The sequence below is a fragment of the Streptomyces sp. NPDC053755 genome, from assembly GCF_040677675.1.
Lineage (GTDB): Bacteria > Actinomycetota > Actinomycetes > Streptomycetales > Streptomycetaceae > Streptomyces.
In genome coordinates this window covers 1-26,923 of sequence record NZ_JBFASK010000050.1, presented here as the reverse complement: position 1 = coordinate 26,923, position 26,923 = coordinate 1, and the positions used below count along the sequence as shown (strand labels likewise).

The following is a 26,923-nucleotide window of genomic DNA, read 5'->3' as shown; positions in this document are numbered from 1 at the left end:
GGCACGCCGCGCGTGCCCCGTACGGTCGTACGGCCCGATTGTCAGTGGCGTAGGGCAGCATCGGAGATGTGAGAGCCGCGCCGACGATCCTGCATCTGGACATGGATGCCTTCTTCGCGGCCGCCGAGCAGGCGGCGAAGCCGAGCCTGCGCGGAAAGCCCGTGGTGGTGGGCGGTCTCGGGCCGCGCGGCGTGGTCGCCACCGCGTCGTACGAGGCGCGGCGCTTCGGTGTCCACTCGGCGATGCCGATGGCGCAGGCGCGCAGGCGCGCGCCGAACGCCGCCTATCTCGTACCGCGCTTCGCCTTCTACCGCTCGATCAGCGAGCAGGTCATGGAGCTTCTGGGGCGGCTGTCGCCGCTGGTGGAGCCCCTCAGCCTGGACGAGGCGTTCGTGGACCTGGAGGCCGGTGCGCAGGCCGACGACAGCGCCGGTGCGCGCCGGGCGGGGGAGCGGCTGAGGCGGGACATCCTGGCGACGACCGGGCTGACGGGCTCGGTGGGCCTCGCGGGGTCCAAGATGATCGCGAAGATCGCCTCGGAGGAGGCGAAACCGGACGGGCTGGTGCTGATCGAGCCGGGTACGGAGCGGGAGCTGCTCGGGCCGAAGTCGGTCCGCATCCTGCCGGGCGTCGGGCCGGCCACGGGGGAGCATCTGCGGCGCGCGGGCATGACCACGGTGTCCGACCTCGCGGAGGCGGGCGAGGACGAGCTTGTACGGCTCCTGGGGCGGTCGCACGGCGCGTCCCTGTACAGGATGGCCCAGGGGCACGACGACAGGCCCGTGGTGGCCGAGCGGGACGCGAAGTCCGTGTCGGTCGAGGACACCTTCGACGTGGACCTGCACGACCGGCTGAGGATCCGCATGGAGGTGGAGCGGCTGGCGGAGCGGTGCGTGGGGCGGCTGCGGGGCTCCGGGCACTCGGGGCGGACGATCGTGCTCAAGGTGCGGCGGTACGACTTCTCGACGCTGACGCGGTCCGAGACGCTGCGCGGGCCCACCGACGATCCGGTCGTGGTGCGGGAGGCCGCTGGACGGCTCCTCGAGGGGGTGGACACCACGGGCGGGGTGAGACTCCTGGGAGTGGGGGTCAGCGGGCTGGCGGACTTCACCCAGGAGGACCTGTTCGCCCAGGCGGAGGCAGAGGCGCGGGCCGGGGCCCAAGCGACGGGGGAGGCGCCCGGCGGTGCGGAGGCGTCGCCGGACCGGCCGCCGGAGCAGGTGGAGACGTCCGAGGCCGGGACGGACGGCGCGGAGGCGCCGCCCGAGCGACGGTGGTCCCCCGGGCACGACGTACGGCACGCGGTCCACGGGCCGGGGTGGGTGCAGGGGAGCGGGGTCGGCCGGGTCACCGTGCGCTTCGAGGTGCCGGGCTCGGCGCCGGGCCGGGTTCGGACGTTTCCCGTCGACGACCCGGAGCTGGAACCGGCGGATCCGCTGCCTCTGGTCGGAGGCGGGGAGGGGCCGGCGGCCGTGGCGTAGAGAACCGCCGTCGATCGGACCGGAGGGCGGTCGTCCGGCCCCTCCCGCGCGCGGCCCGGCGGCCGTCGCCGGGGGACATGCGCGACCGGGCCCGGCGCCCGTCGCCAGGGCGCGTGCGCGGTCGGGCCGGGGAGGGCCGTGTCAGGTCTCCTCCTGGCCCGCGAGGCGGCCGAAGTCGCGGTCGGGCACCGGGGGGAGGGCGATGTTGTAGTGGCGGTAGAGCTGGAGCTCCTGCTCCGGGGAGAGGTGGCGGCCCACGCCGAAGTCCGGTGCGTCCTTGATCAGGGCGCGCTCGTACGGGATGCGCAGGCCGTCCTCGACCAGTTCGCTGGGCTCCAGGGGGACGAAGGCGTCCCGGCTGAACAGGCCGGTGCGGACCGCGGCCCACTCGGGCACTCCGGTCGCGTCGTCGAGGTACACCTCGTCCACGGTGCCGATCTTGTTGCCGTCGCGGTCGAACGCCTTGCGGCCGATCAGGCTGCGCGGATCGATGTCGGTCTGCACGGTCCCTCCAACTGGTCGCGACTGCTCTACAGAGACTACGAAAGTGCACATCCGAGATGTCGGCCACTTGAGCGACGGCAGGGGGAAGCGCGCTGGTAGGCTGGCTGTGGCTGTCGACCCCGTGCGGGAGAGTCCTCCGGAGAAACCTTTCGGAGGCGCCGAAGGAGCAAATCCTCCCCGGAATCTCTCAGGCCCCCGTACCGCACGGACGAGGTCACTCTGGAAAGCAGGGCGGGCGTCAGACGGCATCCGCTCTCACCGACGGTGAAAGCCGGCGTGCCCTTCGGCGTGCCGGTGAAGCTCTCAGGTTGAGATGACAGAGGGGGAGGCCGTCCGGGCACCCGCGCCGTGGTGCTTCTCGCAGGTCGTGACGACCAGGAGGCCTCCGTACATGACCGCTCACCGCATCCCGCTCTCCGAGCTCGAACAGGGCATCCCGTTCGAGCAGCGGCACATCGGGCCCGACGCCGAAGCCCGTGCCAAGATGCTCGCGCAGGTCGGCTACGGCTCCCTGGACGAGCTGACCGCCGCCGCCGTGCCGGACGTGATCAAGAGCGCCGAGGCGCTCGGACTGCCCGCCGCCCGCACCGAGGCCGAGGTCCTCGCTGAGCTGCGTGAGCTCGCCGACCGCAACCAGGTCCTCGCCCCCATGATCGGCCTCGGCTACTACGGCACCTTCACCCCGCCGGTCATCCTCCGGAACGTCATGGAGAACCCCGCCTGGTACACGGCGTACACGCCCTACCAGCCGGAGATCTCCCAGGGCCGCCTCGAGGCGCTGCTCAACTTCCAGACGATGGTCGCCGACCTGACCGGTCTGCCCACCTCCGGTGCCTCGCTGCTGGACGAGGGCACGGCGGCCGCCGAGGCCATGGCCCTGTCCCGCCGGGTCGGCAAGGTCAAGAACGGTGTCTTCCTCGTCGACGCCGACGCCCTGCCCCAGACCATCGCCGTCATCGAGACGCGTGCCGAGCCCACCGGTGTCGAGGTCGTCGTCGCCGACCTGAGCGACGGCATTCCCGCCGAGGTCGCCGAGCGCGGCGTCTTCGGCGTGCTGCTCCAGTACCCCGGGGCCTCCGGCGCCGTCCGGGACATCAAGCCGCTCGTCGACGCGGCCCACGAGCTGGGCGCGATCGTCACCGTCGCCGCCGACCTGCTCGCGCTGACCCTGCTCACCTCGCCCGGCGAGCTGGGCGCGGACATCGCCGTCGGCACCACGCAGCGCTTCGGCGTGCCCATGGGCTTCGGCGGTCCGCACGCCGGCTACATGGCCGTCCAGGACAAGCACGCCCGCTCCCTCCCCGGCCGTCTCGTCGGCGTCTCCGTCGACGCCGACGGGAACAGGGCCTACCGTCTGGCCCTGCAGACCCGCGAGCAGCACATCCGCCGCGAGAAGGCCACCAGCAACATCTGCACCGCCCAGGTGCTGCTCGCCGTCATGGCCGGCATGTACGCCGTCTACCACGGCCCCGACGGCCTGAAGCAGATCGCGCAGCGCGTCCACCGGTACGCCACCGTCCTCGCCGAGGGACTGCGCGCCGGAGGTGTCGAGGTCGTGCACGACGCGTACTTCGACACCCTGACCGTCCGCGTGCCGGGCAAGGCCGCCGAGGCCGTCGCCGCCGCCCGTGAGGCCGGCGTCAACCTCTACCGCGTCGACGCCGACCACGTGTCGGTCTCGTGCGACGAGACCACGGGCCGCGCCCAGCTCGGCGCCGTGTGGAGCGCCTTCGGAGTCGACGCCGACATCGAGGCCCTGGACGCCGTCGCCGAGGACAGGCTGCCCGTCTCCCTCCTGCGCACCGACACGTACCTGACCCACCCGGTCTTCCACGCGCACCGCTCCGAGACGTCGATGCTGCGCTACCTCCGCAGGCTCGCCGACCGCGACTACGCCCTGGACCGCGGCATGATCCCGCTCGGCTCCTGCACCATGAAGCTGAACGCGACCACCGAGATGGAGCCGGTGACCTGGCCGGAGTTCGGCCAGATCCACCCCTTCGCACCCATCGAGCAGGTGCAGGGCTACCTCACGCTCATCACCGAGCTGGAGGAGCGTCTGGCCGAGGTCACCGGCTACGACAAGGTCTCCCTCCAGCCCAACGCCGGTTCGCAGGGCGAACTCGCCGGTCTGCTCGCCGTCCGCGCCTACCACCGGGCCAACGGCGACCTCCAGCGCACGGTCTGCCTCATCCCGTCGTCGGCGCACGGCACCAACGCCGCCAGCGCCGTGATGGCGGGCATGAAGGTCGTCGTCGTCAAGACCGCGGACGACGGCGAGGTCGACGTCGAGGACCTGCGCGCGAAGATCGAGCAGTACCGCGACGAGCTGTCCGTGCTGATGATCACCTACCCGTCCACGCACGGCGTGTTCGAGGAGCACGTCGCCGACATCTGCGGCGCCGTGCACGACGCCGGCGGTCAGGTGTACGTCGACGGCGCCAACCTCAACGCGCTCGTCGGCCTCGCCAAGCCCGGCAAGTTCGGCGGCGACGTCTCGCACCTCAACCTGCACAAGACCTTCTGCATCCCGCACGGCGGCGGCGGCCCCGGCGTCGGCCCGGTCGGCGTGCGCGCGCACCTCGCGCCGTACCTGCCCAGCCACCCGCTCCAGCCCGCCGCGGGCCCGGAGACGGGCGTCGGCCCGATCTCGGCCGCCCCCTGGGGCTCGGCGGGGATCCTGCCGATCTCGTGGTCGTACGTGCGCCTGATGGGTGGCGAGGGCCTCACGCGCGCCACGCAGGTGGCCGTCCTCGCCGCGAACTACATCGCCAAGCGCCTGGAGCCGCACTACCCGGTGCTCTACACCGGCCCGGCCGGTCTGGTCGCCCACGAGTGCATCGTCGACCTGCGCCCGATCTCCAAGGCGACCGGTGTCAGCGTCGACGACATCGCCAAGCGTCTGATCGACTACGGCTTCCACGCGCCGACGATGTCCTTCCCGGTCGCCGGCACGCTGATGATCGAGCCGACCGAGTCCGAGGACCTGACCGAGCTCGACCGCTTCTGCGACACGATGATCGCCATTCGCGGCGAGATCGAGAAGGTGGCGTCGGGCGAGTGGCCCGCGGACGACAACCCGCTCCGCAACGCGCCGCACACCGCGGCCGCGCTGGGCGGCGAGTGGAACCACGCGTACACCCGTGACGAGGCGGTCTTCCCGGCCGGTGTCTCGGCCGCGGACAAGTACTGGCCGCCGGTCCGCCGGATCGACGGGGCGTTCGGAGACCGCAACCTGGTCTGCTCCTGCCCGCCGCTGGACGCGTACGACAACTGAGCATGAGTCAGGGCCGGTTCGGAGGATTCCTCCGGGCCGGCCCTTGTCGTGTTCCTCGTGTGCGTGGCGCTGTGGGACCGCCTTCCGCGGGACTGCCCTCCCGTCAGGCGGCGGTCGTCACGTGGGCCGCCCTGAGCGGGCGGTGCGGGGCGATGATCTGCCCGTCGGGCAGCAGTTCACCGGTGTCCTCGAAGAGCAGGACTCCGTTGCACAGCAGGCTCCAGCCCTGCTCCGGGTGGTGTGCCATCAGACGCGCCGCCTCCCGGTCGGCGGAGTCGGCGGTGGGACAGGCTGGCTGGTGCTGACACATGGGTGGGTTCTTTCGCTGGGTCGTGGTGAATGTCGTCCTGCGGCTCGACGCGGTGCTCATGGCCGCCCCCCGTTGTCGGTTCGGTTGGTCCAGTGTTCCCCTACGGACGTCGATCCGCAGGTATTTCGCGGCAGCTCTTCCTACTGCATGAAGAGGTATCACCCGCGCGGGCGGTTCAACTCAACTCGGAGGTCACTTCGGGTGGTTCGGGATAGCCCCAGCGGGCTAGTCCGTCCGGGTCGGGTCGTTCGACGGGGGTGTTCGACACTGTCCGGCGGGCAGGTCCGGACGAACCGGGGCCGTCGGAGAGGCCCTGGCCGCCGCCGGCCGAGAGGCCCCGCGCGGACGGCGCCCCCACGAACCGTGCCCCGCGACCGGATCGGTCGCGGGGCACGGGTGCGCGTGCGCTGGATCAGGCCGGCGCCGGAGTGCCGTACAGCGGTGGCGGCGCCAGGCGCAGGCTGAGGAGCGGCAGCAGGTCCGCGACCCGGTGCGGTCGGTGGGCGGCGATGCCCGGCGGGGCGGGGGCGAGCGGGATCAGCAGATCGGTGGGCTCGGGCGCGGCCGAGGCGCCGTCGGCCTCGGTGTCGCCGTGCAGCCACAGCGTCAGCATGTACAGCTCCGGGACCGAGAGCAGCCGGGGCTGGTACGCCGTGGGCAGCGCGTCGGCCTGGAGCAGCGCGCGTTCCGTCGCGGCGACGTACGGCCCCTCGAAGAAGTGCGAGAACGTCCAGCCGTCGGGTGTGAGCATGGTGTCCGCGGCCGCGACGGCCCGGTCGGTGCCCCGGATGAGGAAGCGCCAGCCGACGAGCCGGGTCCGCGGAGTCTGCCCCGGCGGGGCGATGTCGTCCCGCACGTCGAGGACGTGGACGGGCAGGGGCAGTTCGGGACTCAGCGGGCCCAGGGCGGTCCGGAGGGCGGGCGTTCGCGCCTCGCGGACGGCGGTGGGGGAACCGAGGGCCGCGAGGACACTTCGCAGGGCCGGCGCAGGGGCCGGTGTGGGTCGGAGCATGATGGGTCGCCTCTCGCTCAGGAGACACGGTGACGCGTGGGCAGGTACGACGGCGCTGTCAGCTGCCGGCCGGAAGGGGCCAAGAGGCCATGGCCGAGCGCCAACACTCTGCCTCGTCCGCGGAGTTTATACGAGAGGTGTTCACGCAGTGTTTCCGCTAGCTGACGGGGATATTGCGGGCAAGGCTTCATCCGGACCCATTTACCCGGCGATTTCCTCGCTTCCCGGCGGTTCCGCGGCGCCAGCCTGCGGCGTTGTCCTCGCTACGGACGGCCGATTATCGATCGCATGGTTCCGGCGATTATGTCGCTGGAATATGTCCTATGCTGGATGCCCGAGGGGTGTGCCGGACGGAACTCCTCTCAGCCTATCGTCCAACGCGGTCGCCGCGCAGACGTTACGGATCAGTCCCTCGGGGCATCATCGTCCGTGACACGCGCGGCCGTCGCCGCGGCCGCCCATGCGGGGAAGGACGCTTCGATGGGTGAGAAGGTCGTGGCGGACGGGTTCGGCCTGTCCGACCGGCAGCGATACCGCAGGAAGCTCCAGCAGTGTCTCGCGGGGCTCGCGAGGCTTCTGGCGGAGAAGAGGTTCGACGGGCCGCGAAATCTCATGGGCATGGAGATCGAGCTCAATCTCGCCGGCCGTGACGGCATGCCCCGGATGGTCAATGGGCGGGTGCTCGAGAGGATCGCCAGTCCGGATTTCCAGACGGAACTCGGAATGTTCAATCTCGAAGTGAACATCGCTCCGCACCAGCTCGCCGGGCGAGTATTCGACCGGCTCGCCGAGGAGCTGCGTACCGGTCTGGGATATGCCGATCGCAAAGCCCGCGAAGTCGACGCTGGCGTGGTGATGATCGGAATTCTGCCCACACTCGCCCAGCGGGACCTCGTCTTCGAGAACCTTTCGGACGTCGACCGCTACACCCTCCTCAACGATCAGATCGTCGCCGCCAGGGGCGAGGACTTCGTCCTCGACATCCACGGCGTGGAGCGGCTGTCCTGCACGTCGACGTCGATCGTGCCGGAGGCGGCCTGCACCTCCGTACAGCTGCACCTCCAGGTCACCCCGCCGCGCTTCGCCGCCGTGTGGAACGCGGCGCAGGCCGTGACGGCGGTCCAGATCGCGGTCGGTGCCAACTCCCCGTTCCTGTTCGGACGCGAGCTCTGGCGGGAGTCCAGGCCGCCGCTCTTCCAGCAGGCGACGGACACCAGGCCGCCGGAACTGCAGGCGCAGGGGGTGCGGCCGCGGACCTGGTTCGGGGAGCGGTGGGTGGACTCCGCGTACGACCTCTTCGAGGAGAACCTGCGGTACTTCCCCCCGCTGCTGCCGATCTGCGACGAGGAGGACCCGCTGCTCGTCCTGGACCGTGGCGGGGTCCCGCAGCTCAAGGAGCTGGTCCTGCACAACGGCACGGTCTACCGCTGGAACCGTCCCGTGTACGGCTGGGTGGACGGCGTCCCGCACCTGCGCGTGGAGAACCGGGTCCTGCCCGCCGGCCCGACCGTCACCGATGTCGTCGCCAACGCGGCCTTCTACTACGGCCTGGTGCGCTCGCTGGCCGAGGAGGCGCGCCCGGTGTGGAAGCGGCTTCCGTTCGAGGACGCGGCGGACAACTTCGATCTCGCGTGCCGGCACGGCATCGAGGCCGAGCTGCGCTGGCCCCGGCCGGGCCGGGCGGGCGGAGTGGCGGCGGTGCCCGCGGCACGGCTGGTCCTGGACGAGCTGCTGCCGCTGGCAGCGGCCGGGCTCGACGCCTGGCACGTCGAGCCGGCGGACCGGGACTTCTACCTCGGGGTGATCGAGGAGCGCTGCCGGAAGCGGGTGAACGGCGCGTCCTGGCAGACCGACACCTTCCACCGGGCGCTGGACTCCGGTCTCGACCGGGAGGCGGCGCTCGCCGCCATGACCCGGCGGTACGCCGAGCTGATGCGGGAGGGCGAACCGGTCCACACGTGGCCGCAGTGGCGCGCGTGACGTATGCGGCTCGGCAGCCTGCTGCGGTGAGCGCCCGGGGTACGCGCGGCCGCCGGGTGGGCCGCGGCGGCCGGGCCCGGCGTGTGGCCCGGATGGCCCCCCGCGCCGCCGGAGGCGGGTCTCGCACGTGACCGGTGCTCGCGTCGTTCGGCGCGGGCGGCGGCGGGATGGCGCTCGGCCCGGGCCGTCACGCATGATCTCCCTACCCGGGAAGCGATGGGGAAGTGGAGACAGGTGTGGTGTCGGAGCAACGCGTGGCGGCAGATTCCCTACCCCCCGAGGGGCTCTCGCGCCGGCTCCTGCGGTCCGAGACGGCCCTCGTGCTCGCGCTGTCGCTCGGAGCGAGCGGTGTCTCGGCCCTCATCAGCTTCATCGGGTCGCTGACCAAGCCGGGCGGACTGAAGGAGCAGGCGGCGACGCTCAACGGCTCGTACGCGCCCGGGCGGCCGTGGCTGGACCTCGCCTGGCAGCTCTTCGGCATCGCCTCCGCCCTGGTCCCGGTCCTCCTCGTCGCGCATCTGCTGACGCGGGAGCGCTCGGGCCTCCGGGCCATCGGCTTCGACCGGACCCGGCCGTGGCCGGACCTGGGGCGAGGCACCTTGGTGGCGGCCGGGATCGGGAGCGCGGGGCTCGCCTTCTACCTGGTGGCACGCGCGTCCGGGTTCAACCTGACCGTGGTGCCCGAATCGCTGCCGGACGTCTGGTGGAAGTACCCGGTGCTCATCCTCTCGGCGGTGCAGAACTCCGTCGTGGAGGAGGTCATCGTCGTCGGTTATCTGCTGCGCCGGCTCGGCCAGTTGGGCTGGACGCCGATGGCGGCCCTGGTGGCGAGTTCGGTGCTGCGCGGCTCGTACCACCTCTACCAGGGCATCGGCGGCTTCGTCGGGAACATGGTGATGGGCGTCGTCTTCGCGTGGCTGTACCGGCGCTGGGGGAGGGTCGGACCCCTCGTGGTGGCCCACGCGCTGCTCGACATCGTGGCCTTCGTCGGTTACGGGCTGCTCGCCGGGAAGGTGGACTGGCTGCCCACGCCGTAGGCCGGGTGCCGGCCGGCGACGGCCGAAGGGCGGGGAACGACGAAGGGGCGCACGGCCGTGAGCGTGCGCCCCTTCCTGGCGCGCGCCCCCTTGTGGTGCGGCCCTTCGTGGTGCGGCCGAGGGGCCGGGTTCGGGGGCCGTGGGGCACCGCCGTCAGGCGCGCAGCTCTCCTTCGATGACCGTGACGGCGTGCCCGGTCAGGAGGGTGCGGTCGCCGCGCAGGCGCGTACGGACGAGCCCGGTGCGGGCGCCGCCCTGCAGGCCGGTCAGTTCGTCGCGGCCGAGACGGGCCGACCAGAACGGGGCGAGCGCGGTGTGGGCGCTGCCGGTGACCGGGTCCTCGTCGATGCCGACGCCGGGGAAGAAGCCACGGGAGACGAAGTCGTAGCCGCGTTCCGGCTGTTCGGCGGCGGCGGTCACGATCACCCCCCGGCCGGAGAGGCGGACCAGGGCGGCGAAGTCCGGCGTGAGCGCGCGGACGGTCGCCTCGTCCCGTACCTCGACGACCAGGTCGCCGATGTGGGCGGCGGTGTCGTGGACGGAGACGATCTCCGCGCCCAGCGCCTCCTCCAGACCGTCCGGCACCGGCACGGCCGTCAGCGAGGAGGTGGGGAAGTCCATCGTGAGCGTGCCGTCCTCCTCGGCCGTGGCGCCGAGGATGCCGCAGCGGGCCGCGAACCGCACGGTCCCGGTCGCCGCGCCGGTCGTGTGCAGGACGTGCGCGGTGGCGAGCGTGGCGTGGCCGCACATGTCGACCTCCGTGGTCGGTGTGAACCAGCGCAGCGCCCAGTCCGCGTCGCCGCCCTCGGGGAGCGGGTGGGCGAAGGCCGTCTCGGAGAGGTTGACCTCCGCGGCCACCTTCTGGAGCCAGGGGTCGTCCGGGAAGGAGTCCAGCAGCAGCACCCCCGCCGGGTTGCCGGAGAAGGGCCGGTCGGTGAAGGCGTCCACGATTCGAATCCGCATGTCCCGGACCGTACCGGGGCCGTGCGGCGGCAGGCCAAGGCCAATCCGCCGACGGTGGACCCGGGGGCGCGTCCGGGGAGGGCTTGGCAAAAGAACAGTTCCGATATATCGTTGAGGCATCGCGACAGTTCGATGATGTAACCCGACGGAAGGAGCGTTGCGATGCGTACTCATGGACACGAACACGGACATGGACACGGTGACTGCGGCCCCGGCCCTCGTGGGCGGGGCGACTTCGGACGCGGCCAGTTCGGCCGCGGGGAGTTCGGCCCCGGTGACTTCGAGCGCCGCCGGCCCGCCTTCGGCCCCTTCGGGCCGGGATTCGGCGGTGGACCGTTCGGGGGAGGCCCCTTCGGGGGCGGCGGGCGCGGTCGTGGAGGCGGCGGCCGGGGGCGGGCGCGGCGCGGAGACGTGCGCGCCTCGATCCTCGCGCTGCTCAAGGACCGCCCGATGCACGGTTACGAGATGATCCGCGAGATCGGCGAGCGCAGTGGAGGTGCCTGGAAACCCAGCCCCGGCTCCGTCTATCCCACGCTTCAGCTGCTCGAGGACGAGGGGCTGATCGAAAGCGCGAGCGACGGTGGCAAGAAGCTGTTCACGCTCACCGACGCCGGCCGCGCCGAGGCCGACTCCGGGCCGGAGGCCCCGTGGGAGGAGGCCGGGCGCGGTGTGGACTGGGAGGCGGTCAACGAGATCCGGCAGGCCGGCTTCGGTCTGATGGAGGCCTTCGGGCAGGTGTGGAAGACCGGGAGTGCCGAGCAGCGGCACAAGGCCGTCGAGGTCGTCAACGAAGCCCGCAAGAAGCTCTATCTGATCCTGGCCGACGAGCACTGAGCGATGAGCCTCGCGCGGTGATCGCCGAGAGGCGGGCGCCGAGTGCCGAGTGCCGAGCGGGCGACGCCGGGGAAGGCGTCGCCCGGCGGTGGGAAGGGCCCCGCGGCGATCCGCCGCGGGGCCCTTCCGGCGTCCGTGCCGACGGGGCCCGCGTCAGGCGACCAGTCCGGTCAGCCTGCGCAGGGACTCGTTCAGGGCCGCCGTCGCCGAGTCCTTCAGCTTGCCGGCCATCAGGGAGACCGCAGCGCCGGTGAACTCACCGTCGACGCGGAGGGTCGTGGCGCCCCCGTCCGGCACGAGCGAGTAGCGCGTGCCGACCGTGACACCCATCGGGCCCTTGCCCCGGATGGCCAGCACCCGGGCCGTCTCCAGCTCCTCCACCGTCCAGGTCACCTCGGCGGGGAAGCCCATCAGCTTCATGTTCTCGGCGAAGGTGGCCCCCGCTTCGAGCCGGGACGGGCCGCCGTGCGGGAAGTTCGTGTGGGTGGCGTTCCACTCGCCGTACGAGGAGAAGTCGGTGAGCTGCGCCCAGACCTTCTCGGCCGGCGCCTCGATCCGTGCCTCCGCGGTGACTTCGGCCATGCGACCACCCCTTCACACGTCCACGTGTGCTCGTTGGGATCCGGTGTCGCGGAACGTAGCCGTACGGCAGTGAACATTCAATACTGATGAACAGTCAGTTCCTTGCCGGTGCCTTCGGCGTCGCCGATCCACCGGATCTCGGCCGTGTCGAACCAGTCCGAGACCCGGGGTCCCCCGCCCTCCTCGTGGCAGTGGAACGCGGCCCAGAACAGATCGGCCGGCAGTGCGTCGCGCGGTGCGTACACGCGGTAGACGTACTGCTGCCCGTCGAGCGCGAGCAGGGCGACCATCCAGAACATGTACGGGAGACGTCATGGAAGGGGGCCGTGGTTGCGTCCCGGCCCCAAGGCAAGGCGGCGCGCGCCCCTGACGTCGAATCCGCGCGATCTCATCCCCAAGGAGGAGAAACCGCCCGCCCGTGCCCCACTCCGGTGGGATGCGCACATGGTTCTCGGCGGCGATGTCCATGCTGCCGCGGCCTGATGAGGTGGGAGGGTGCACAGTCCCGTCCCTCGCCCCCGACAGTCGGCGGTCCAGCGCGTGGGCCTCGGCTCGGTGCTGACCGTCGAGCTCGCCACGGTCGTGGCCGGCGCCCGCCGAAGAGCGCTGCGGGGCGGTGACCGGCAGATCGACACCGCGCACCTGCTGCACTCCCTCATCGAGTCCGATCCCGAGGTCGGCGCCGCCTTCGACGGACCGCCGCAGCTCGCCCGCGTGCTCGGCTACCTCGTTCAGCGCTCCATCGGCTACGGGGCGCGCTGGCGGCGCTCGGTCGAGGAGACGGGTGCCGGACATGTCGTGCGCAGGGACGCGGCGGACGCCAGTGGTGCGACGGCCCTGACGCCCGCGATGGCCGGGTCGGCCGCGACGGAGTGGCCGGGGGCGGCGAAGCCGGACGGCGTGGCGGCGTGGTCGGGTGTGGCGGGATGGTCGCCATCGGCCGCGGCGGCCATGGCGAGCGCCTTCGAGCGGGCCGCCCGGCGCGGCGAGCCGCGGGCCCGGGGCCTCGACCTGCTCGCCGCCGTCGCCGCCGATCAGGAGAGCCGGGCCGCGGAGGTGCTCCGCAGGGCGCGGGTGGACGCGAGGGCTCTGACGGCCCGGATCGGCGAGCTGTCTCAACAGGTGTAACGGGGCTTACACGCCTGACGCCGTCCTGTCATGATGGCCCGATGCACGCGTCTCAGGGGAGAAGCGCCGGCCTGGGACTCGCCCTGGCCTCGGCCTTCGCATTCGGTGGTTCAGGTGTCGCGGCCAAGCCGCTCATCGAGGCGGGACTCGACCCGCTCCATGTGGTGTGGCTCCGGGTGGCCGGCGCCGCGCTCGTCATGCTGCCCGTGGCCTGGCGCCACCGGGACCTCCTGCGGCGAAGGCCCGCGCTCCTGGCCGGCTTCGGCCTCCTGGCGGTGGCCGGCGTCCAGGCCTTCTACTTCGCCTCCCTGTCCCGGATCCCCGTCGGCGTGGCGCTGCTGATCGAGTACCTGGCCCCGGCCCTCGTGCTCGGGTGGGTCCGCTTCGTCCAGCGCCGCCCGGTGACCCGGGCCGCCGCACTCGGCGTCGTCCTCGCCGTCGGCGGGCTCGCCTGCGTGGTGCAGGTCTGGTCCGGGCTGACCTTCGACCTGCTCGGCCTGCTGCTCGCGCTCGGTGCCGCCTGCTGCCAGGTCGGCTACTTCGTCCTCTCCGACCAGGGCGGAGACGAGTCCGACCCGGTCGATCCGCTGGGTGTCATCGCGTACGGACTGCTCTTCGGAACCCTGGTCCTGACGGTCGTCGCCCGGCCGTGGGGCATGGAGTGGTCCGTCCTCGGCGGCGCCGCCGACATGGACGGCACCGCCGCGCCGGCCTGGCTGCTCCTCGGCTGGATCGTGCTGATCGCCACCGTGCTCGCCTACGTCACCGGCGTCGTCTCGGTGCGCAGGCTCTCGCCCCAGGTGGCCGGCGTGGTCGCGTGTCTGGAGGCGGTGATCGCGACCGTTCTGGCCTGGGTGCTGCTCGGCGAGCACCTGGCCGCCCCGCAGATCATCGGCGGAGTGGTGGTCCTCGTCGGCGCGTTCATCGCCCAGTCCTCGACCCCGAAGGCCGCCTCGGCGCAGCCGGTGGCCGGCGCCGGCGCGGCCACCCTCGCGGCCGGGCCGCCGGACGACCGGGAGACGGCCGGATCCGTCGATCGGGCCGAGGCGTAACGGGGGCCTCGTTGCCGCGCTCGCGTGTGGGGCGCAGGTTCGGCGGTGGCGCCGGTGGCGCCGGTGGCCGCGGTCGCCCGGCCGCACCGCACCCGCCGGCGTCCCGGGGGCCGGACGGCAGGGGCTGCCCTCAGACGCCGGGGAGGTACGCCGGCAGGCCGATGGCGGGGTCCAGGTCGTCGGCGGGGACCGGGGTGCCGTGGGCCTTCCGGACGGGGACCACGCCCGACCAGTGGGGGAGCGCGATGTCCTCGGGGTCGTCGTTGGGGCCGCCCGAGCGGACCTTGGCGGAGACCTCGTCGAGGTCGAGGCGGAGGACCGCCGTGGCGGCGAGTTCCTTGGCGTCGGCGGGGCGCGAGTCGGAGGACCGGCCGGGGACGACGTGGTCGACGAGGGCGTCCAGGGCGATGCGCCGCTCCTCCGGGTCGGTCACCTGGTGCGCGGTGCCGTGGACGACGACGGAGCGGTAGTTGATCGAGTGGTGGAAGGCGGACCGGGCGAGCACCAGGCCGTCCACGTGGGTCACGGTCAGGCAGACCGGCAGCCCGGGAGCCTCGGTGCCCTTGCCCGCCATGCGCAGCGGTCGGGAGCCGGTCGAACCGTGGACGTAGAGACGTTCGCCGATGCGGCCGTACAGCGTCGGAAGGACGACCGGGGCGCCGTCGCGGACGAAGCCGAGATGGCAGACGTACGCCTCGTCGAGTATCGAGTGCACCAGCGCCCGGTCGTACGAGGCGCGCTCGCGGCCGCGGGTGGGGAAGGTCCGCTCGGTCCGCTCGTAGGTTTCCGTCATTGCGCTCTCCATTGCACTAGTGCATAATCTGTTTTGTGCTAGGAGAGTATCGGATCGAAGGCCGACGCGCATCGGACATCGCCGCCAGCGTGGAGCGGGGGGTGGCCGCCGGGGCGCTGGAGCCTGGGCGACTCCTGCCGCCCATGCGGGAGTTGGCGCTCACTTTGGGGGTGAATCCCAATACGGTCGCGGCCGCGTACCGGACCCTGCGCGAGCGGGGAGTGATCGAGACCGACGGGCGGCGTGGCAGCCGGGTGCGGTCGAAGCCCGCGACGACCGCCCGCGGGTCCCTCCGGGTGGAGGCCCCGGCCGGGGTCCACGACGCGAGTGGGGGCAACCCCGATCCGTCGCTCCTGCCGGTGCTCGGCCCGGCGCTCGCGCGGGCGGCCCGGCAGGACGCCGAGCGGCCGGGGATGTACGGCGAGGCGCCCGTCGACGAGGAGTACGCCCGGCTCGCTCGGGCCGCGCTGGACGCGGACGGGGTGCCCGCCGGGCCGATCGCCGTCACCTCGGGATCGCTCGACGCGATCGAGCGGGTCCTGGCCGTCCATCTGCGGCCGGGGGACGCCGTCGCCGTCGAGGACCCGGGCTGGGGCAGTCTGCTCGACCTCGTTCCGGCGCTCGGACTGCGGCCGGTGCCGGTCGCCGTCGACGACGAGGGCCCGCTGGCGGACGCGGTGGAGCGGGCGCTGCGGGGCGGCGCCCGGGCCCTGATCGTCACCGACCGGGCGCAGAACCCGACCGGCGCGGCGCTCAGTGCGCCCCGCGCCGCAGCGCTGCGCCGAGTCCTGGCCGCCCACCCGGACGTGCTGCTCGTCGAGGACGACCACGGCCACGGATTCGTCGACCTGCCGCTGCACCCGCTGGCCGGGGCCACCGACCGCTGGGCGATGGTGCGCTCGGTCGCCAAGGCATACGGGCCGGATCTGCGGATCGCCACGCTGACCGGCGACCCGGAGACCGTCGACCGGGTCCTCGGGCGCCAGCGGCTCGGGCCGGGCTGGGTCAGCCGGCTGCTCCAGCGCACCGTCGCGGAGTTGTGGGCCGGCGGGGCCGTGGACACGGCGGCCGTCGCCCGTGCCTACGCGCTGCGGCGCGACGGGCTCGTGCACGCCCTCGGGCGGCGAGGGGTCGAGGCCCATGGCCGCAGCGGGATGAACGTGTGGGTGCCGGTCGCCGACGAGACCGGCGCCGTGGCCCGTCTGCTCGGCGCCGGCTGGGCCGTCGCCCCGGGCGCCCGGTTCCGGATGGGCGCGGGACCGGCGGTGCGGGTGACCGTCTCCGGGCTGACCCTGGACGACATCGAGGGCCTGGCCGACGCGATCGCGTCGGCGGCGGGACCGGCGCCCGCCCGCAGCTACGGCTGACGGAGGCCGCCGGTCCTCCTCGCGTTCGCCGGACCTCTTACGGGCAGGGGCTCGCGGCCGGGACGGCCTGCGCCGCGGCCGGGACCGGGGCGACGGGCTGAGGTGTGACAGCCACGGAGGCCGGCGGGCTCGTCGGCGCCGGCGCCCCGGCGGGCGTGGGCTGGTCCGGGGAGAGTGTGCCGGCCGGACGGCGAGGGGCACGGGCCTGGGTGAGGGCCGCGCCCGCGAGGACGATGACGGCGCCGACGGGGGTGTTCCAGGCGAGCTGTTCGCCCAGCACCGCGACGCCCGCGGCCGTGGCGATGACGGGGATGAAGTACGTGACCATCGCGCCCGTCGTCGGGCCGACCTCGGCCACGATCCCGTACTGCAGCAGCATCGCGTACCCCGTGCCCAGCGCCCCCAGCGCGATCACGGCGAGCAGCGGGACGATCTCGACCGACTTCGGGAGCGAGGTGAACAGCGGAGTCACGACCGCCAGTTGCAGGGTGCCGAGACCCACCTGCGAGCCGGCGAGGGAGAGGTGGGAGGCGCCGGTCCCGGTCAGCGTGCGGCGGACGTAGATCCACCCCACCGCGTAGCTGAAGGAGGCGAGCAGTGCCAGCGCCGTGCCGGTGACGTCGAGGCCCGAGAAGCCCTGCCAGGCGCCCAGCACCGTCAGCACGCCGACGAAGCCGATGCCCAGTCCCGCCGCGCGCACCCGTGACGGTCGGTCCTCGGAGAGCGCGACCAGGGAGAGCACCATGCCCCACAGAGGGGTGGTGGCGTTGCAGATGCCCGCGAGCGTCGAGGGGATCGTCAGCTCGGCGTACGCGAAGAGCGAGAACGGCAGTGCGTTCAGGAGGAACGCGGCGACCGAGAGGTGGAGCCAGGTGCGGGCGCCGCGAGGCAGCCGCTCGCGCTTGATCACCATGGCGACGGCGAGCACCGCCGTACCGAACAGGAGGCGTCCGAAGGTCACCTGGAAGGGGGCGAACCCCTCCGTGCCGACCTTGATGAGCAGGAAGCTGAAGCCCCAGATCAGGGCGAGGACACCGAAGCGGACGCGCCAGTCCAGCGTGCGGATGCGACGGGGGGCGCGGGGGAGGGCCCGGGACGGGGCGACGGAGCTCATGTCTCTCAGAGTGACGGCTCCGATCTCGTAGAACAAGCGAGATTTGTTGGAGCTGTTCCCTTAGCATTGCTTACATGTTGAACCTGGAGCGCCTGCGGACCCTGGACGCCGTCGCGCGGCACGGTTCGGTCGGTGGCGCGGCCGACGGGCTGCACGTCACCACCTCGGCCGTGTCGCAGCAGTTGTCGAAGCTGGAGCGGGAGGTCGGGCAGCAGCTCCTCGCCAAGAACGGGCGGGGGGTGCGGCTCACCGACGCCGGACTGCTCCTCGCCGAGCACGCCGCCCGGATCCTCTCCCAGGTGGAGCTCGCCCAGTCGGACATCGAGGCGCAGCGCGGCCAGGTGGTGGGCGAGGTGCGGGTCGTCGGCTTCCCCACGGCCGCCCGCGGTCTGTTCCCCGGCGCGCTCGGCGCGCTGCGCGCCGCCCACCCCGACCTGCGGGTGAGGACCGCCGAGATGGAGCCGGAGCGGGGCATCCGGGAGGTCCTGCGCGGCGACGCCGACCTGGCGATCGTGCTGGACTGGAGCAACAAACGCGCCCCGGTGCCGGGCGGCCTCGAGCGCGTCCACCTCCTCGACGACGCCGCCGACGTCGCCATGCCCGCGGACCATCCGCTGGCCGGGCGCGCCGAGGTCGACCTGGAGGACTTCGGCGACGACGACTGGGTGTCCTGGCCGGAGGGGGAGTTCTGCCACGACTGGCTGCTGTTCACCCTGCGCTCCCAGGGCATCGAGCCGCGCATCGCGCACTTCGCGGGGGAGCACCACACCCAGCTCGTGCTGATCGCCGCCGGGCTCGGGGTCTGTGTCACTCCCCGGCTCGGCCGCGGCAGGCCGCCCGAGGGGGTCGCCTTCGTTCCCGTACGACAGAAGATGCGGCGGCACATCTACGCGACGTGGCGCGCGGACGCCGCCCGACGGCCGTCCATCCGGGCGGCGGTGGGGGCGCTGCGGGAGGCGGGGGCCGCGCAGAGCAGCTGAGCCGGCCCCCCGTCCCGGAGCGGCTGAGCCGGCCCTCCGTCCCTCCCGCCGGTTCCCGGGCGCGCCTGCGCCCGGGAATCGGCGCGCGGCCTTCCGGCGGTCAGAGCCCGCCCAGCTTGCGGAAATCCCAGGAGACCACGGCGTCGGGAGTCAGCTTCAGCCAGGCGTGCCGGCCGTCGTGCGGCATCGCGTCCAGGCCGAAGTTCTTGGCCGCGAAGAGGCGCTCGGGGGCTTCCAGTTCGGGGCACGGCTCGCCCGTGCGCGGGGCCTCTCCTACGAAGACCGCGGTGCCCGAGAGTTCCGCGCCGCGCAGCTCTCCGTATTCCTCGCCGTCGTCGACCACCACCGCGATCCGGGGGTCGGCGCGCAGCTGCGCCCAGCGACGGCTCCGGATGATCGAGTACAGCCAGAGCGAGGTGCCGTCCCACGCGAACCACAGAGCGCCGACGTGCGGCACGCCGTCGGCGGAGACGGTCGCCACCCGGCAGGTGCGCTGTTCGGTGAGAAAGGTGTCCAGTTCGGCCGGGCTCATCATGATCCGGCGTCCACGGCGCTGTGCGACGGCCATCGCCCGCCCCCTTCTGGTTTTCTGATGAAGTGTCAGAAATCATGGGGGCTCTTCCCTCCGGGGGCAAGGGTGGCTAGCCTCCCCCGCCCGAGGGAGCGAGGTCCCGCGAAGATCCCAGGGGGGAAGTATGACCGGCGCGGCTCAGCGAGCACAGCTCCACGACCAGCTCGATCCGGTGGGCACGGTGCTGCTCACCGTCGAATGCCAGCAGGGCGTCGTCGGTCCGGCCGGCGCCCTGCCCGAACTCGCCGCCGTGGCCCGCTCCTCGGGAGCGCTGACGAACGTGGCGCGCCTGGTCGCCGCCGCGCACGAGGCCGACGTGCAGGTGGTGCACGCGATCGCCGAGCGCCGGCCCGACGGGCGGGGCGCCAACAGCAACGCCCGGCTCTTCCGCGCCGCGGCCCGGCTCCCCGTACAGCAGCTCAGCGGCAGTACGGCGGTGCGGATCGCCGCACCGATCGAGGTCGCGGACGAGGATCTGGTCGTGCGGCGGCTCCACGGGCTCTCGCCGCTCGCCGGCACGGACGTCGACCCGCTGCTGCGCAACCTCGGCTGCCGCACCCTCGTCGTCACCGGCGTGTCGGCCAACGTGGCCGTACCCAACGCCGTCTTCGACGCCGTCAACCTCGGCTACACCGTGGTCGTGCCCGGTGATGCCATCGCGGGGGTGCCGGCCGACTACACCCCCGCGATGATTCGCAACACGCTCGCGCTCGTCTCCACCATCACCACCACCGAGGAGGTGCTGCGCTGCTGGAAGAGGCCGCGGCGGGTCACGCGAGCGTGATCGCGTCCCCCTCGACCTTGATCGACGTCGGCGGCAGCGGTGCGGTCGCGGGGCCGCCCTTCACGCTGCCGTCCGAGGCGTCGAAGAGGCTCTGGTGACAGGGGCACGTGATGACCCCGTCGCTCACCCCGCTGACGGCGCAGCCCTGGTGGGTGCACTTCGACGAGAAGGCCTTGAACTCGCCGGCGGTGGGCTGGGTGATCACCACGCCCTGGTCGGCGAGCACCTTGCCGCCGCCTACCGGGATGTCGGCGGTCTTCGCGAGCGGTGCGCCCGCGTCCGCCGGGGCGTCGGTCGCAGCGCCGCCGCCCGCCTTGCCGCCCGTCCCGTCGCCGTCCGAGCCGCCGCCGCAGGCGGCGAGCACCGCCACCAGGCCCGCGCCGCTCGCCGCGGAGACCACTGTCCGGCGTGCCACTGTGCTCATTACGCTCCCCTTGTTGCCGATCCGACCGACCCGATCACCTTGTCGGGAGGGAGTACGCGCGAGCGGCCCCGAACGTTCACGAACAGCCCGGCAATCTCAGGCAACGATTCGCCGAGCCGGGAAGTTTCGCCTTCGGGGCGCGGAGTGCGGCGGCCGTTCCCCGGGCGGGAAGGTCAGGCCAGCAGGACGCGGTCGATCAGTCCCGCCGCGGTGAAGGCGTCGACCAGCCGGTCGCGGCCCTCGGTGAAATGGCCCCAGCCGTCGAAGTGGACGGGGACGATCCGGCGCGCTCCGAGGATCCGGGCGGCCTCGGCGGCCTGCGCGCTGTCGAGCGTGAGCAGCTGATGGTCGAGGACCGGCAGGCGGACGGCGCCGGCGAACAGGACGGCGGTGTCGACGGGGCCGAACCGGTCGGCGATCTCCCGGACCGGGCCGAGCTGGGCGTTGTCGCCGCTCACATAGACCGCGGGCAGGCCGTCGCCGGTCAGTACGAAGCCGACGACCTCGCCGACGACCGGTTCGAGCTCCTCCCTCCGGCCGGGGCCGTGCAGCGCGGGAACGCCCGTGACCGTGACCGTGCCGCCACCGGGGCGCTCCAGCTCGACCGACTCCCAGTCCTCCAGGCCCCGTGCCGCTCCGCCCAGGCGGCCCGCGCCGCCGGGCGTAGTGAGCGTGAGCGGCACGTCGGCCAGCAGGGAGCGGCCGGATACGTCCAGGTTGTCGTCGTGCTCGTCGTGCGAGAGCAGGACCACGTCGACGGGGCCGAGGTCCGCCGGGGCCAGGGAGGCCGGCGCGGTCTTGGCCAGGCCGGAGTCGTAGGCGCGCGGGGCGTCGAAGGTCGGGTCCGTCAGGAAGCGCAGTCCGCCGTACTCGATCAGGGCGGTGGGGCCGCCGAAGACCTGGACGGGGACGTGGACGCGGGCGGCAGGAGTGCCGGACATGAGAGCCTCACGGTTGAGAGAGTGATTATCCGTGAGTGAAACTAGCTTGATCTCACGGATAGGTGCAACCCTTAGCGTGAGAACGGAAGAGAGGGTCTTGAGGTGAGAGGCCGTGGGTGGGCGAGAGCCGTCGGCGTGAACGAGGTCCCCGGTGCGGGAGGGCCCTCGGTACGCGAAAGGCCCCTCCGCGGACGCGGAGGGGCCTCGAGGTCGCCGGCCGACGGCGATGGCGCCGGCCTCGGAAGGCTCAGTCGGTGGCGGCACGGGTGCGCCGTGCGTAGGCGCGGGCCGCGCGCACCCGGTCGCCGCAGCGGGTGGAGCACCACTGGCGGCGGCCGGAGCGGAGCAGGAAACGGTTGCACGGAGCGGAGTCGCAGGCGGCGAGACGCTCGGAGTCGGTTCCGGTGAGCAGGTCGGCGGCGTTGGCCGCCAGGATGCCCAGTGCCTGCTCGAGCATCTGGTCGACGGGGTGCGGGGTGGTCCGGTGCAATCCCTGGGTGGGGTCCCAGGCCAGCGGGGACGCCGTGGGCACCCGCGTCAGCGCGTCGTTGACGGCCGCCAGGGCGCCGGGCGGTGCGGGGTGGCCTCCGATCCGGGCGGCGAGCAGGGCCCGTACCTGTTCGCGCAGGGACCGCATCCGCGCCGCGCACATCTCCTGGAGCCCCGCGTCCACGGGGGCCAGGCCGTGGCCGACGAGCCACCGGCCGGCCGCGGCGGGCGTGCCGAGGAGATCCGCGAAGTGACCGCCGGGCAGGGCGATGGCGGTGTTGGCGAGGTCGAGGGCGGGATACTCCTCGGCGCCGGGCGCCGGCGGCAGAACGGTCTCCACGGTCGCGGTGTCCTTCATGCCCTCACGGTACCGCCTGGCCTCATCCGTGATGCCGCGTCCGGGGGCCGGAGGTTCCGTCCGCCGGCCGGACGATGCGCCGCATCATGGATCATGCGTCCACCGCACGGGCTAGCCTGGCGAAATGCTTACAGAAGTGACAGCGACCCGCTACGTCACGCCCCTGCGTGAAGGCGGCTCGCTCCCGGGCATCGTCGAGGCCGACGATCTCGGTACGTACGTCATGAAGTTCACCGGCGCCGGGCAGGGCCGCAAGACGCTGGTCGCCGAGGTCGTCTGCGGGCAGCTCGCCCGCCGCCTCGGGCTGCGCGTGCCCGAGCTGGTCGCCATCGGGCTCGACCCCGTCATCGGCCTCTCCGAGCCCGACCAGGAGGTGCAGGAGCTGCTCAAGGCGAGCGGCGGCCTCAACCTCGGGATGGACTACCTGCCCGGCTCGCTCGGCTTCGACCCGCTGGCGTACGAGGTGGACCCGAAGGAGGCCGGCAGGGTCGTCTGGTTCGACGCGGTGATCAACAACGTCGACCGGTCCTGGCGCAATCCGAACATGCTCGTCTGGCACGGCGACCTGTGGCTGATCGACCACGGCGCCACCATGATCTGGCACCACAACTGGCCCGGCGCCCAGGCGTCCGCCGCCAAGCCGTACGACGCCTCCGACCACACCCTCGCCCCGTTCGGGCCCGATGTCGCCTCCGCCGCCGCCGAACTCGCCCCGCTCGTCACGCGCGAGCTGCTCGAGGAGGTCGCCGCCGACGTGCCCGACGCGTGGCTGCTCGACGAGCCCGGCTTCGAGACGCCCGACGCGCTGCGCCGCGCCTACGTGGAGGCGCTGCTCCCGCGCGCCGCGTCGATCCACGAGAGGATCACGCTCGGGCCGCGCACCGAGCGCAAGCCCGCGCAGGCGCCCGGCTGGCTCGCCGACCGCCTGCCTCCTCGGCCGCACCCCACCCAGAAGGACCGCACCACGTGACCGACCGCGATGTCTTCGAGTACGCCGTGCTGCGCGTGGTGCCCCGTGTGGAGCGTGGGGAGTTCTTCAACGCGGGCGTGGTCGTCTACTGCCGTGCCCGGTCCTTCGTGGCCGCCCGCACCCATCTCGACGAGAACAAGCTGACGGCGCTCGACCCGGGGGCCGACGTGACCGGTGTGCGGGCCGCGCTGCACGGCGTCGAAGGGGTCTGCCGGGGCGGCGACGACGCCGGACAGGCGGCCGGCGACGACGCCGGGCGCCGCTTCCGCTGGCTCATCGCCCCCCGCTCGACGGTGGTGCAGCCCGGTCCGGTCCACACCGGTCTGACCGCCGACCCGGAAGCCGAGGTCGAAAGGCTGCTCGATCTCCTCGTGCGCTGAACGGGGTCCGTCGAGGCGTGGAGTGATCGGGTGCACCCGGTGGGCCGTTGACACCGGGTGCCAGGGCTTCTAGCGTCTCGTCTGCGGAAGGTACTAAGCGGTCGCTCATCAGCGGGACGCAGCGTGTGGCCGCAGACCACGGATGATCCAAGGGCGAGGAGAATCAGCATGTCCACCACCGAGCAGCGCGTAGCCGTCGTCACCGGCGCGGCGCGGGGCATTGGCGCCGCGACCGCGGTACGGCTGGCCGCGGAAGGCCGCGCCGTCGCCGTACTCGACCTCGACGAGGCGGCCTGCAAGGACACCGTCGAGAAGATCACCGCGGCGGGCGGCACGGCCATCGCCGTCGGCTGCGACGTCTCCGACAGCGCCCAGGTGGAGGCCGCCGTCGCGCGGGTCGCCGCCGAGCTCGGCGCGCCGACGATCCTCGTCAACAACGCGGGCGTGCTCCGCGACAACCTGCTCTTCAAGATGACCGAGTCCGACTGGGACACGGTCATGAACGTGCACCTCAAGGGTGCGTTCCTGATGGCCAAGGCCTGCCAGAAGCACATGGTGGACGCGGGCTTCGGCCGGGTCGTCTCCCTGTCCTCCTCCTCGGCGCTCGGCAACCGCGGCCAGGCCAACTACTCCGCCGTCAAGGCCGGTCTGCAGGGCTTCACCAAGACCCTCGCCAAGGAGCTCGGCAAGTTCGGCATCACCGCCAACGCCGTTGCCCCGGGCTTCATCGTCACCGAGATGACCGCCCAGACCGCCGAGCGCGTCGGCATGGGATTCGAGGAGTTCCAGGCCGCGGCCGCCTCCATGATCCCGGTCCAGCGCGTCGGCAACCCCGACGACATCGCCAACGCCATCGCCTTCTTCACGGGCGACGACGCCGGCTTCGTCTCCGGCCAGGTCCTGTACGTGGCCGGCGGCCCGCTCAACTGACCTCGCCGGCACGCGAGCGGAACAAGGAGACGGACATGAGCACCAAGGAACTCCCCGAGCTCTCGGGGAAGGTCGCCCTCGTCACCGGGGCGAGCCGCGGCATCGGCTACGGCGTCGCCGAGGCGCTGGTCGCCCGCGGCGACCGGGTCTGCATCACCGGCCGGGGCGAGGAGGCCCTCAAGGAGGCAGTGGAGCGGCTCGGCGCCGACCGGGTCATCGCGGTCGCCGGCAAGGCCCACGACGAGGCCCACCAGGCCGCCGCCGTCGAGGCGGCCATGGACGCCTTCGGGCGGGTCGACTTCCTGATCAACAACGCGGGGACGAACCCGGTCTTCGGCCCCATCGCCGAACTCGACCTGGGCGTGGCGCGCAAGGTCTACGAGACCAATGTGATCTCCGCGCTCGGATTCGCCCAGCAGACCTGGCGGCACTGGCAGAAGGATCACGGCGGCGCGATCGTGAACATCGCCTCGGTCGCCGGCATCTCCGCCTCGCCGTTCATCGGCGCGTACGGGATGAGCAAGGCGGCCATGGTCAATCTGACCCTTCAGCTGGCGCACGAGATGGCGCCGGCCGTGCGGGTCAACGCGATCGCCCCCGCGGTCGTGAAGACGAAGTTCGCCGAGGCCCTCTACGAGGGCCGGGAGGCGGAGGCCGCGGCGGCCTACCCGCTCGGCCGGCTCGGCGTCCCCGAGGACATCGGCGGGGCGGCGGCCTTCCTCACGTCCGACCAGTCGGACTGGATCACCGGCCAGACTCTCGTGGTCGACGGTGGGATTTTCCTCAACGCCGGAGTCGGGTGACCGATATCCGGACACTCGCCGGAATATGTGACCGGTTTAGCACCGGTTATGCAGTGAATGAGTCAAGTGCCCCGCCAGGGTCGAACATTGACCTGGCGGGGTGCTGCGGTATGGTCGGCCGACCCATGGCTGAACGAGGAGCGTGCACGTGTTCAACCGGACCAGTCTGCAGGCCGCTGCAGCCCTTGCGTCCATATCCCTGGTAACCGGATGCAGCGTGTTCTCGGATGCTGATTCCGCCGGGGAGCAGAGGATCGTCGTCGGTACGACGAGTTCTCCCACCACGCTTGATCCGGCCGCCGCCTGGGACAACTCCTGGGAATTGTTCCGGAATGTCTTCCAGACGCTGGTGAGCTTCCCGACCGGAAGCACCACTCCGCAGTCCGACGCGGCCGACTGTGAATTCAAGGACACGTCCAGCCGGATCTTCGAGTGCAAACTGGTCGAAGGTCTCGCGTTCTCCAACGGTCACAAACTGGACGCCAAGGCGGTCCAGTACTCCATCGAACGCATCCGGAAGATCAACGTCGAGGGCGGCCCCAACGGCATGCTCGGCTCTCTCGACAAGATCGAGGTCGCCGACGACCGTACGGTGGTCTTCCGGCTGAACAAGCCCGACGCCACCTTCCCCTTCGTCCTCGCCACCCCCGCCATGTCGCTGGTGGACCCGGCGGAGTACCCCGCGGACAAGCTCCGTGAGGACGGCAAGCTGGTCGGTTCCGGCCCGTACGTCCTCGACGAGTACACCGAGGGCGAGAAGGCGGAGCTGACGAAGAACCCCACCTACAAGGGGTTCGCCGACCGGAAGAACGGCGGCGTCACCATCCGGTACTTCCAGGAGTCCGAGCCGATGGTCGCCGCGCTCAAGGCGAAGGAGATCGACGCCACCTACCGCGGTCTGACGGCCGCCGAGGTCGTCGAGCTGCAGGAGGACAAGGACGAGAACAAGGGCCTCCAGCTCATCGAGTCGACGGGCGCCGACATCCGGTACCTCGTCTTCAACGCTCAGGACGCCACCGTCGCCAAGACTCCCGTCCGCAAGGCGATCGCCCAGCTCGTCGACCGCGAGGAACTCGTCGCGAAGGTCTACCAGGGCACCGCCGAGCCGCTCTACTCCATGGTGCCCAAGGGCATCGCCGGCCACACCACCGAGTTCTTCGACCGCTTCGGCGAGCCGAGTGCCGACAAGGCCCGGGACATCCTGCGGGACGCCGGGATCACCGACCCGGTGGAGCTCGACTTCTGGTACACCACCGACCGGTACGGCTCCGCCACGGCGCCGGAGTTCGCCGAGCTCAAGCGGCAGCTGGAGGCGTCCGGCCTCTTCAAGGTCACGCTGCGCGGCAAGCCCTGGAAGGAGTTCCAGGCGGGCTACCAGAAGGGCCAGTACCCGGTCTTCGGCCGTGGCTGGTTCCCGGACTTCCCGGACCCGGACAACTTCGTGGCGCCGTTCGTGGGCAAGCAGAACGTGCTCGGTACGCCGTACCTGCGCCCCGAGATCACCGAACAGCTTCTTCCCAAGTCGCGGCGGGAGAGCGACCGCGGGGCCGCCACGGACGAGTTCAAGAAGGCCCAGGAGCTCATGGTCCAGGACGTCCGGCTGCTGCCGCTGTGGCAGGGCAAGCTCTACATCGCGGCCAGCGAGGACATCGGCGGCGGCGAGCGCGCGCTCGACCCGCAGACCGTCATGCAGATGTGGGAGCTCAACCGCCGGGCCAGCTGGTAGGAACGGCAACGGCACGCCGCCGCCCGGCCCCCGAGGGGGCCGGGGGGCGGCCGGCGCGGGCGGCGGTGTGCGGTGCCCCCCGGAGGTTGTGGGTTGGTTTAGTACGTGTACTACCCGAGGGTGTTGACGTGTG

At 72.3% G+C, this 26,923-nt stretch carries 27 protein-coding genes and 1 riboswitch; of the genes, 15 read left to right on the top strand and 12 right to left on the bottom strand.

Translation table 11 applies throughout. The features are described from left to right. Positions 1-68 precede the first annotated feature (68 nt). On the top strand, positions 69-1,481 hold the full coding sequence (locus AB0K65_RS30045) for a DNA polymerase IV (protein WP_365722042.1): 1,413 nt from the start codon (positions 69-71) through the stop codon (positions 1,479-1,481). Between the two features lie 141 nt (positions 1,482-1,622). On the opposite strand, the gene AB0K65_RS30040 is transcribed toward AB0K65_RS30045, so the two are convergent. Next, positions 1,623-1,985 carry a PRC-barrel domain-containing protein gene (locus tag AB0K65_RS30040; RefSeq protein ID WP_365722040.1) on the bottom strand — a complete coding sequence of 121 codons (363 nt, stop codon included), beginning with the start codon at positions 1,983-1,985 and terminating at the stop codon, positions 1,623-1,625. Between the two features lie 114 nt (positions 1,986-2,099). Then, positions 2,100-2,198: riboswitch (glycine riboswitch) on the top strand. A 178-nt stretch (positions 2,199-2,376) separates the two neighbouring features. On the opposite strand from AB0K65_RS30040, the gene gcvP reads away from it, so the two are divergent. Further along, the gene (gcvP, locus tag AB0K65_RS30035; RefSeq protein WP_365722038.1) at positions 2,377-5,262 is read left to right on the top strand and encodes an aminomethyl-transferring glycine dehydrogenase; all 2,886 of its coding nucleotides are present in this window, start codon (positions 2,377-2,379) and stop codon (positions 5,260-5,262) included. A gap of 103 nt (positions 5,263-5,365) precedes the next feature. Here the strand turns inward: gcvP and AB0K65_RS30030 are convergent, their stop codons facing one another. Both AB0K65_RS30030 and AB0K65_RS30025 read right to left on the bottom strand, forming a co-directional pair. Next, on the bottom strand, positions 5,366-5,572 hold the full coding sequence (locus AB0K65_RS30030) for a DUF5999 family protein (protein WP_365722036.1): 207 nt from the start codon (positions 5,570-5,572) through the stop codon (positions 5,366-5,368). A gap of 412 nt (positions 5,573-5,984) precedes the next feature. Next, positions 5,985-6,584, bottom strand: a complete 600-nt coding sequence (locus AB0K65_RS30025) for a hypothetical protein (RefSeq protein ID WP_365722034.1) — start codon at positions 6,582-6,584, stop codon at positions 5,985-5,987. Positions 6,585-7,064: 480 nt separating this feature from the next. Here AB0K65_RS30025 and AB0K65_RS30020 point away from each other — a divergent pair, with 480 nt between their 5' ends. Both AB0K65_RS30020 and AB0K65_RS30015 read left to right on the top strand, forming a co-directional pair. Next, the gene (locus tag AB0K65_RS30020) at positions 7,065-8,564 is read left to right on the top strand and encodes a glutamate-cysteine ligase family protein (protein WP_365722032.1); all 1,500 of its coding nucleotides are present in this window, start codon (positions 7,065-7,067) and stop codon (positions 8,562-8,564) included. Positions 8,565-8,818: 254 nt separating this feature from the next. Beyond that, positions 8,819-9,601, top strand: a complete 783-nt coding sequence (locus AB0K65_RS30015) for a CPBP family intramembrane glutamic endopeptidase (RefSeq protein ID WP_365722030.1) — start codon at positions 8,819-8,821, stop codon at positions 9,599-9,601. Positions 9,602-9,754: 153 nt separating this feature from the next. Here AB0K65_RS30015 and AB0K65_RS30010 read toward each other — a convergent pair whose 3' ends face one another. Then, the gene (locus AB0K65_RS30010; protein WP_365722028.1) at positions 9,755-10,564 is read right to left on the bottom strand and encodes a PhzF family phenazine biosynthesis protein; all 810 of its coding nucleotides are present in this window, start codon (positions 10,562-10,564) and stop codon (positions 9,755-9,757) included. A 162-nt stretch (positions 10,565-10,726) separates the two neighbouring features. On the opposite strand from AB0K65_RS30010, the gene AB0K65_RS30005 reads away from it, so the two are divergent. Next, positions 10,727-11,398: a PadR family transcriptional regulator gene (locus AB0K65_RS30005; RefSeq protein WP_365722026.1), complete on the top strand. Its 672-nt coding sequence runs from the start codon at positions 10,727-10,729 to the stop codon at positions 11,396-11,398. A 153-nt stretch (positions 11,399-11,551) separates the two neighbouring features. Here the strand turns inward: AB0K65_RS30005 and AB0K65_RS30000 are convergent, their stop codons facing one another. Then, positions 11,552-11,980, bottom strand: coding sequence for an SRPBCC family protein (locus tag AB0K65_RS30000; protein ID WP_365722024.1), 429 nt, complete (start codon positions 11,978-11,980; stop codon positions 11,552-11,554). 77 nt (positions 11,981-12,057) lie between these two features. After that, a complete protein-coding gene (locus tag AB0K65_RS29995) occupies positions 12,058-12,279 on the bottom strand; it encodes a hypothetical protein (protein ID WP_365722022.1) in 222 nt (73 codons plus the stop codon). 241 nt (positions 12,280-12,520) lie between these two features. Here AB0K65_RS29995 and AB0K65_RS29990 point away from each other — a divergent pair, with 241 nt between their 5' ends. Both AB0K65_RS29990 and AB0K65_RS29985 read left to right on the top strand, forming a co-directional pair. Continuing rightward, complete coding sequence (locus tag AB0K65_RS29990) at positions 12,521-13,108, top strand: Clp protease N-terminal domain-containing protein (RefSeq protein WP_365722054.1); 588 nt, start codon at positions 12,521-12,523, stop codon at positions 13,106-13,108. 41 nt (positions 13,109-13,149) lie between these two features. Next, a complete protein-coding gene (locus AB0K65_RS29985) occupies positions 13,150-14,160 on the top strand; it encodes an EamA family transporter (RefSeq protein ID WP_365722020.1) in 1,011 nt (336 codons plus the stop codon). A gap of 130 nt (positions 14,161-14,290) precedes the next feature. On the opposite strand, the gene AB0K65_RS29980 is transcribed toward AB0K65_RS29985, so the two are convergent. After that, on the bottom strand, positions 14,291-14,953 hold the full coding sequence (locus AB0K65_RS29980) for a pyridoxamine 5'-phosphate oxidase family protein (protein WP_365722016.1): 663 nt from the start codon (positions 14,951-14,953) through the stop codon (positions 14,291-14,293). A 35-nt stretch (positions 14,954-14,988) separates the two neighbouring features. Between AB0K65_RS29980 and AB0K65_RS29975 the strand changes: the two genes are divergently transcribed. Further along, on the top strand, positions 14,989-16,320 hold the full coding sequence (locus AB0K65_RS29975) for an aminotransferase class I/II-fold pyridoxal phosphate-dependent enzyme (protein WP_365722014.1): 1,332 nt from the start codon (positions 14,989-14,991) through the stop codon (positions 16,318-16,320). Between the two features lie 37 nt (positions 16,321-16,357). Here the strand turns inward: AB0K65_RS29975 and AB0K65_RS29970 are convergent, their stop codons facing one another. Further along, positions 16,358-17,434 carry a DMT family transporter gene (locus AB0K65_RS29970; RefSeq protein WP_365722012.1) on the bottom strand — a complete coding sequence of 359 codons (1,077 nt, stop codon included), beginning with the start codon at positions 17,432-17,434 and terminating at the stop codon, positions 16,358-16,360. 74 nt (positions 17,435-17,508) lie between these two features. Here AB0K65_RS29970 and AB0K65_RS29965 point away from each other — a divergent pair, with 74 nt between their 5' ends. Next, the gene (locus tag AB0K65_RS29965; RefSeq protein WP_365722010.1) at positions 17,509-18,414 is read left to right on the top strand and encodes a LysR family transcriptional regulator; all 906 of its coding nucleotides are present in this window, start codon (positions 17,509-17,511) and stop codon (positions 18,412-18,414) included. 100 nt (positions 18,415-18,514) lie between these two features. On the opposite strand, the gene AB0K65_RS29960 is transcribed toward AB0K65_RS29965, so the two are convergent. Continuing rightward, a complete protein-coding gene (locus AB0K65_RS29960) occupies positions 18,515-18,982 on the bottom strand; it encodes a pyridoxamine 5'-phosphate oxidase family protein (RefSeq protein WP_365722008.1) in 468 nt (155 codons plus the stop codon). Positions 18,983-19,109: 127 nt separating this feature from the next. On the opposite strand from AB0K65_RS29960, the gene AB0K65_RS29955 reads away from it, so the two are divergent. Next, positions 19,110-19,769 carry a cysteine hydrolase gene (locus tag AB0K65_RS29955; RefSeq protein WP_365722006.1) on the top strand — a complete coding sequence of 220 codons (660 nt, stop codon included), beginning with the start codon at positions 19,110-19,112 and terminating at the stop codon, positions 19,767-19,769. Here AB0K65_RS29955 and AB0K65_RS29950 read toward each other — a convergent pair. The 3 genes from AB0K65_RS29950 to AB0K65_RS29940 form a co-directional block, all read right to left on the bottom strand. Beyond that, positions 19,756-20,193, bottom strand: a complete 438-nt coding sequence (locus tag AB0K65_RS29950) for a Rieske (2Fe-2S) protein (RefSeq protein ID WP_365722004.1) — start codon at positions 20,191-20,193, stop codon at positions 19,756-19,758. The two genes, AB0K65_RS29955 and AB0K65_RS29950, sit on opposite strands and share 14 nt — an antisense overlap. Before the next feature lie 173 nt (positions 20,194-20,366). Further along, positions 20,367-21,134: an MBL fold metallo-hydrolase gene (locus AB0K65_RS29945; RefSeq protein ID WP_365722002.1), complete on the bottom strand. Its 768-nt coding sequence runs from the start codon at positions 21,132-21,134 to the stop codon at positions 20,367-20,369. A 247-nt stretch (positions 21,135-21,381) separates the two neighbouring features. Then, a complete protein-coding gene (locus AB0K65_RS29940) occupies positions 21,382-21,981 on the bottom strand; it encodes an ABATE domain-containing protein (RefSeq protein WP_365722000.1) in 600 nt (199 codons plus the stop codon). Between the two features lie 124 nt (positions 21,982-22,105). On the opposite strand from AB0K65_RS29940, the gene AB0K65_RS29935 reads away from it, so the two are divergent. From AB0K65_RS29935 to AB0K65_RS29915, 5 genes are all read left to right on the top strand, one after another. Next, entirely contained in the window at positions 22,106-22,951 is an 846-nt protein-coding gene (locus AB0K65_RS29935) for a HipA family kinase (protein WP_365721998.1), read from the top strand. Further along, positions 22,948-23,331: a DUF3037 domain-containing protein gene (locus AB0K65_RS29930; RefSeq protein ID WP_365721996.1), complete on the top strand. Its 384-nt coding sequence runs from the start codon at positions 22,948-22,950 to the stop codon at positions 23,329-23,331. The genes AB0K65_RS29935 and AB0K65_RS29930 overlap by 4 nt, the downstream gene beginning before the upstream one ends. 168 nt (positions 23,332-23,499) lie before the next feature. Next, the gene (gene fabG, locus AB0K65_RS29925; RefSeq protein WP_365721994.1) at positions 23,500-24,261 is read left to right on the top strand and encodes a 3-oxoacyl-ACP reductase FabG; all 762 of its coding nucleotides are present in this window, start codon (positions 23,500-23,502) and stop codon (positions 24,259-24,261) included. A gap of 35 nt (positions 24,262-24,296) precedes the next feature. Next, positions 24,297-25,064, top strand: a complete 768-nt coding sequence (locus tag AB0K65_RS29920) for an SDR family oxidoreductase (RefSeq protein WP_365721992.1) — start codon at positions 24,297-24,299, stop codon at positions 25,062-25,064. Between the two features lie 148 nt (positions 25,065-25,212). Next, positions 25,213-26,790 (top strand): ABC transporter substrate-binding protein, encoded by a 1,578-nt coding sequence (locus tag AB0K65_RS29915; protein ID WP_365721990.1) that lies wholly within the window; start codon positions 25,213-25,215, stop codon positions 26,788-26,790. Positions 26,791-26,923 lie beyond the last annotated feature (133 nt).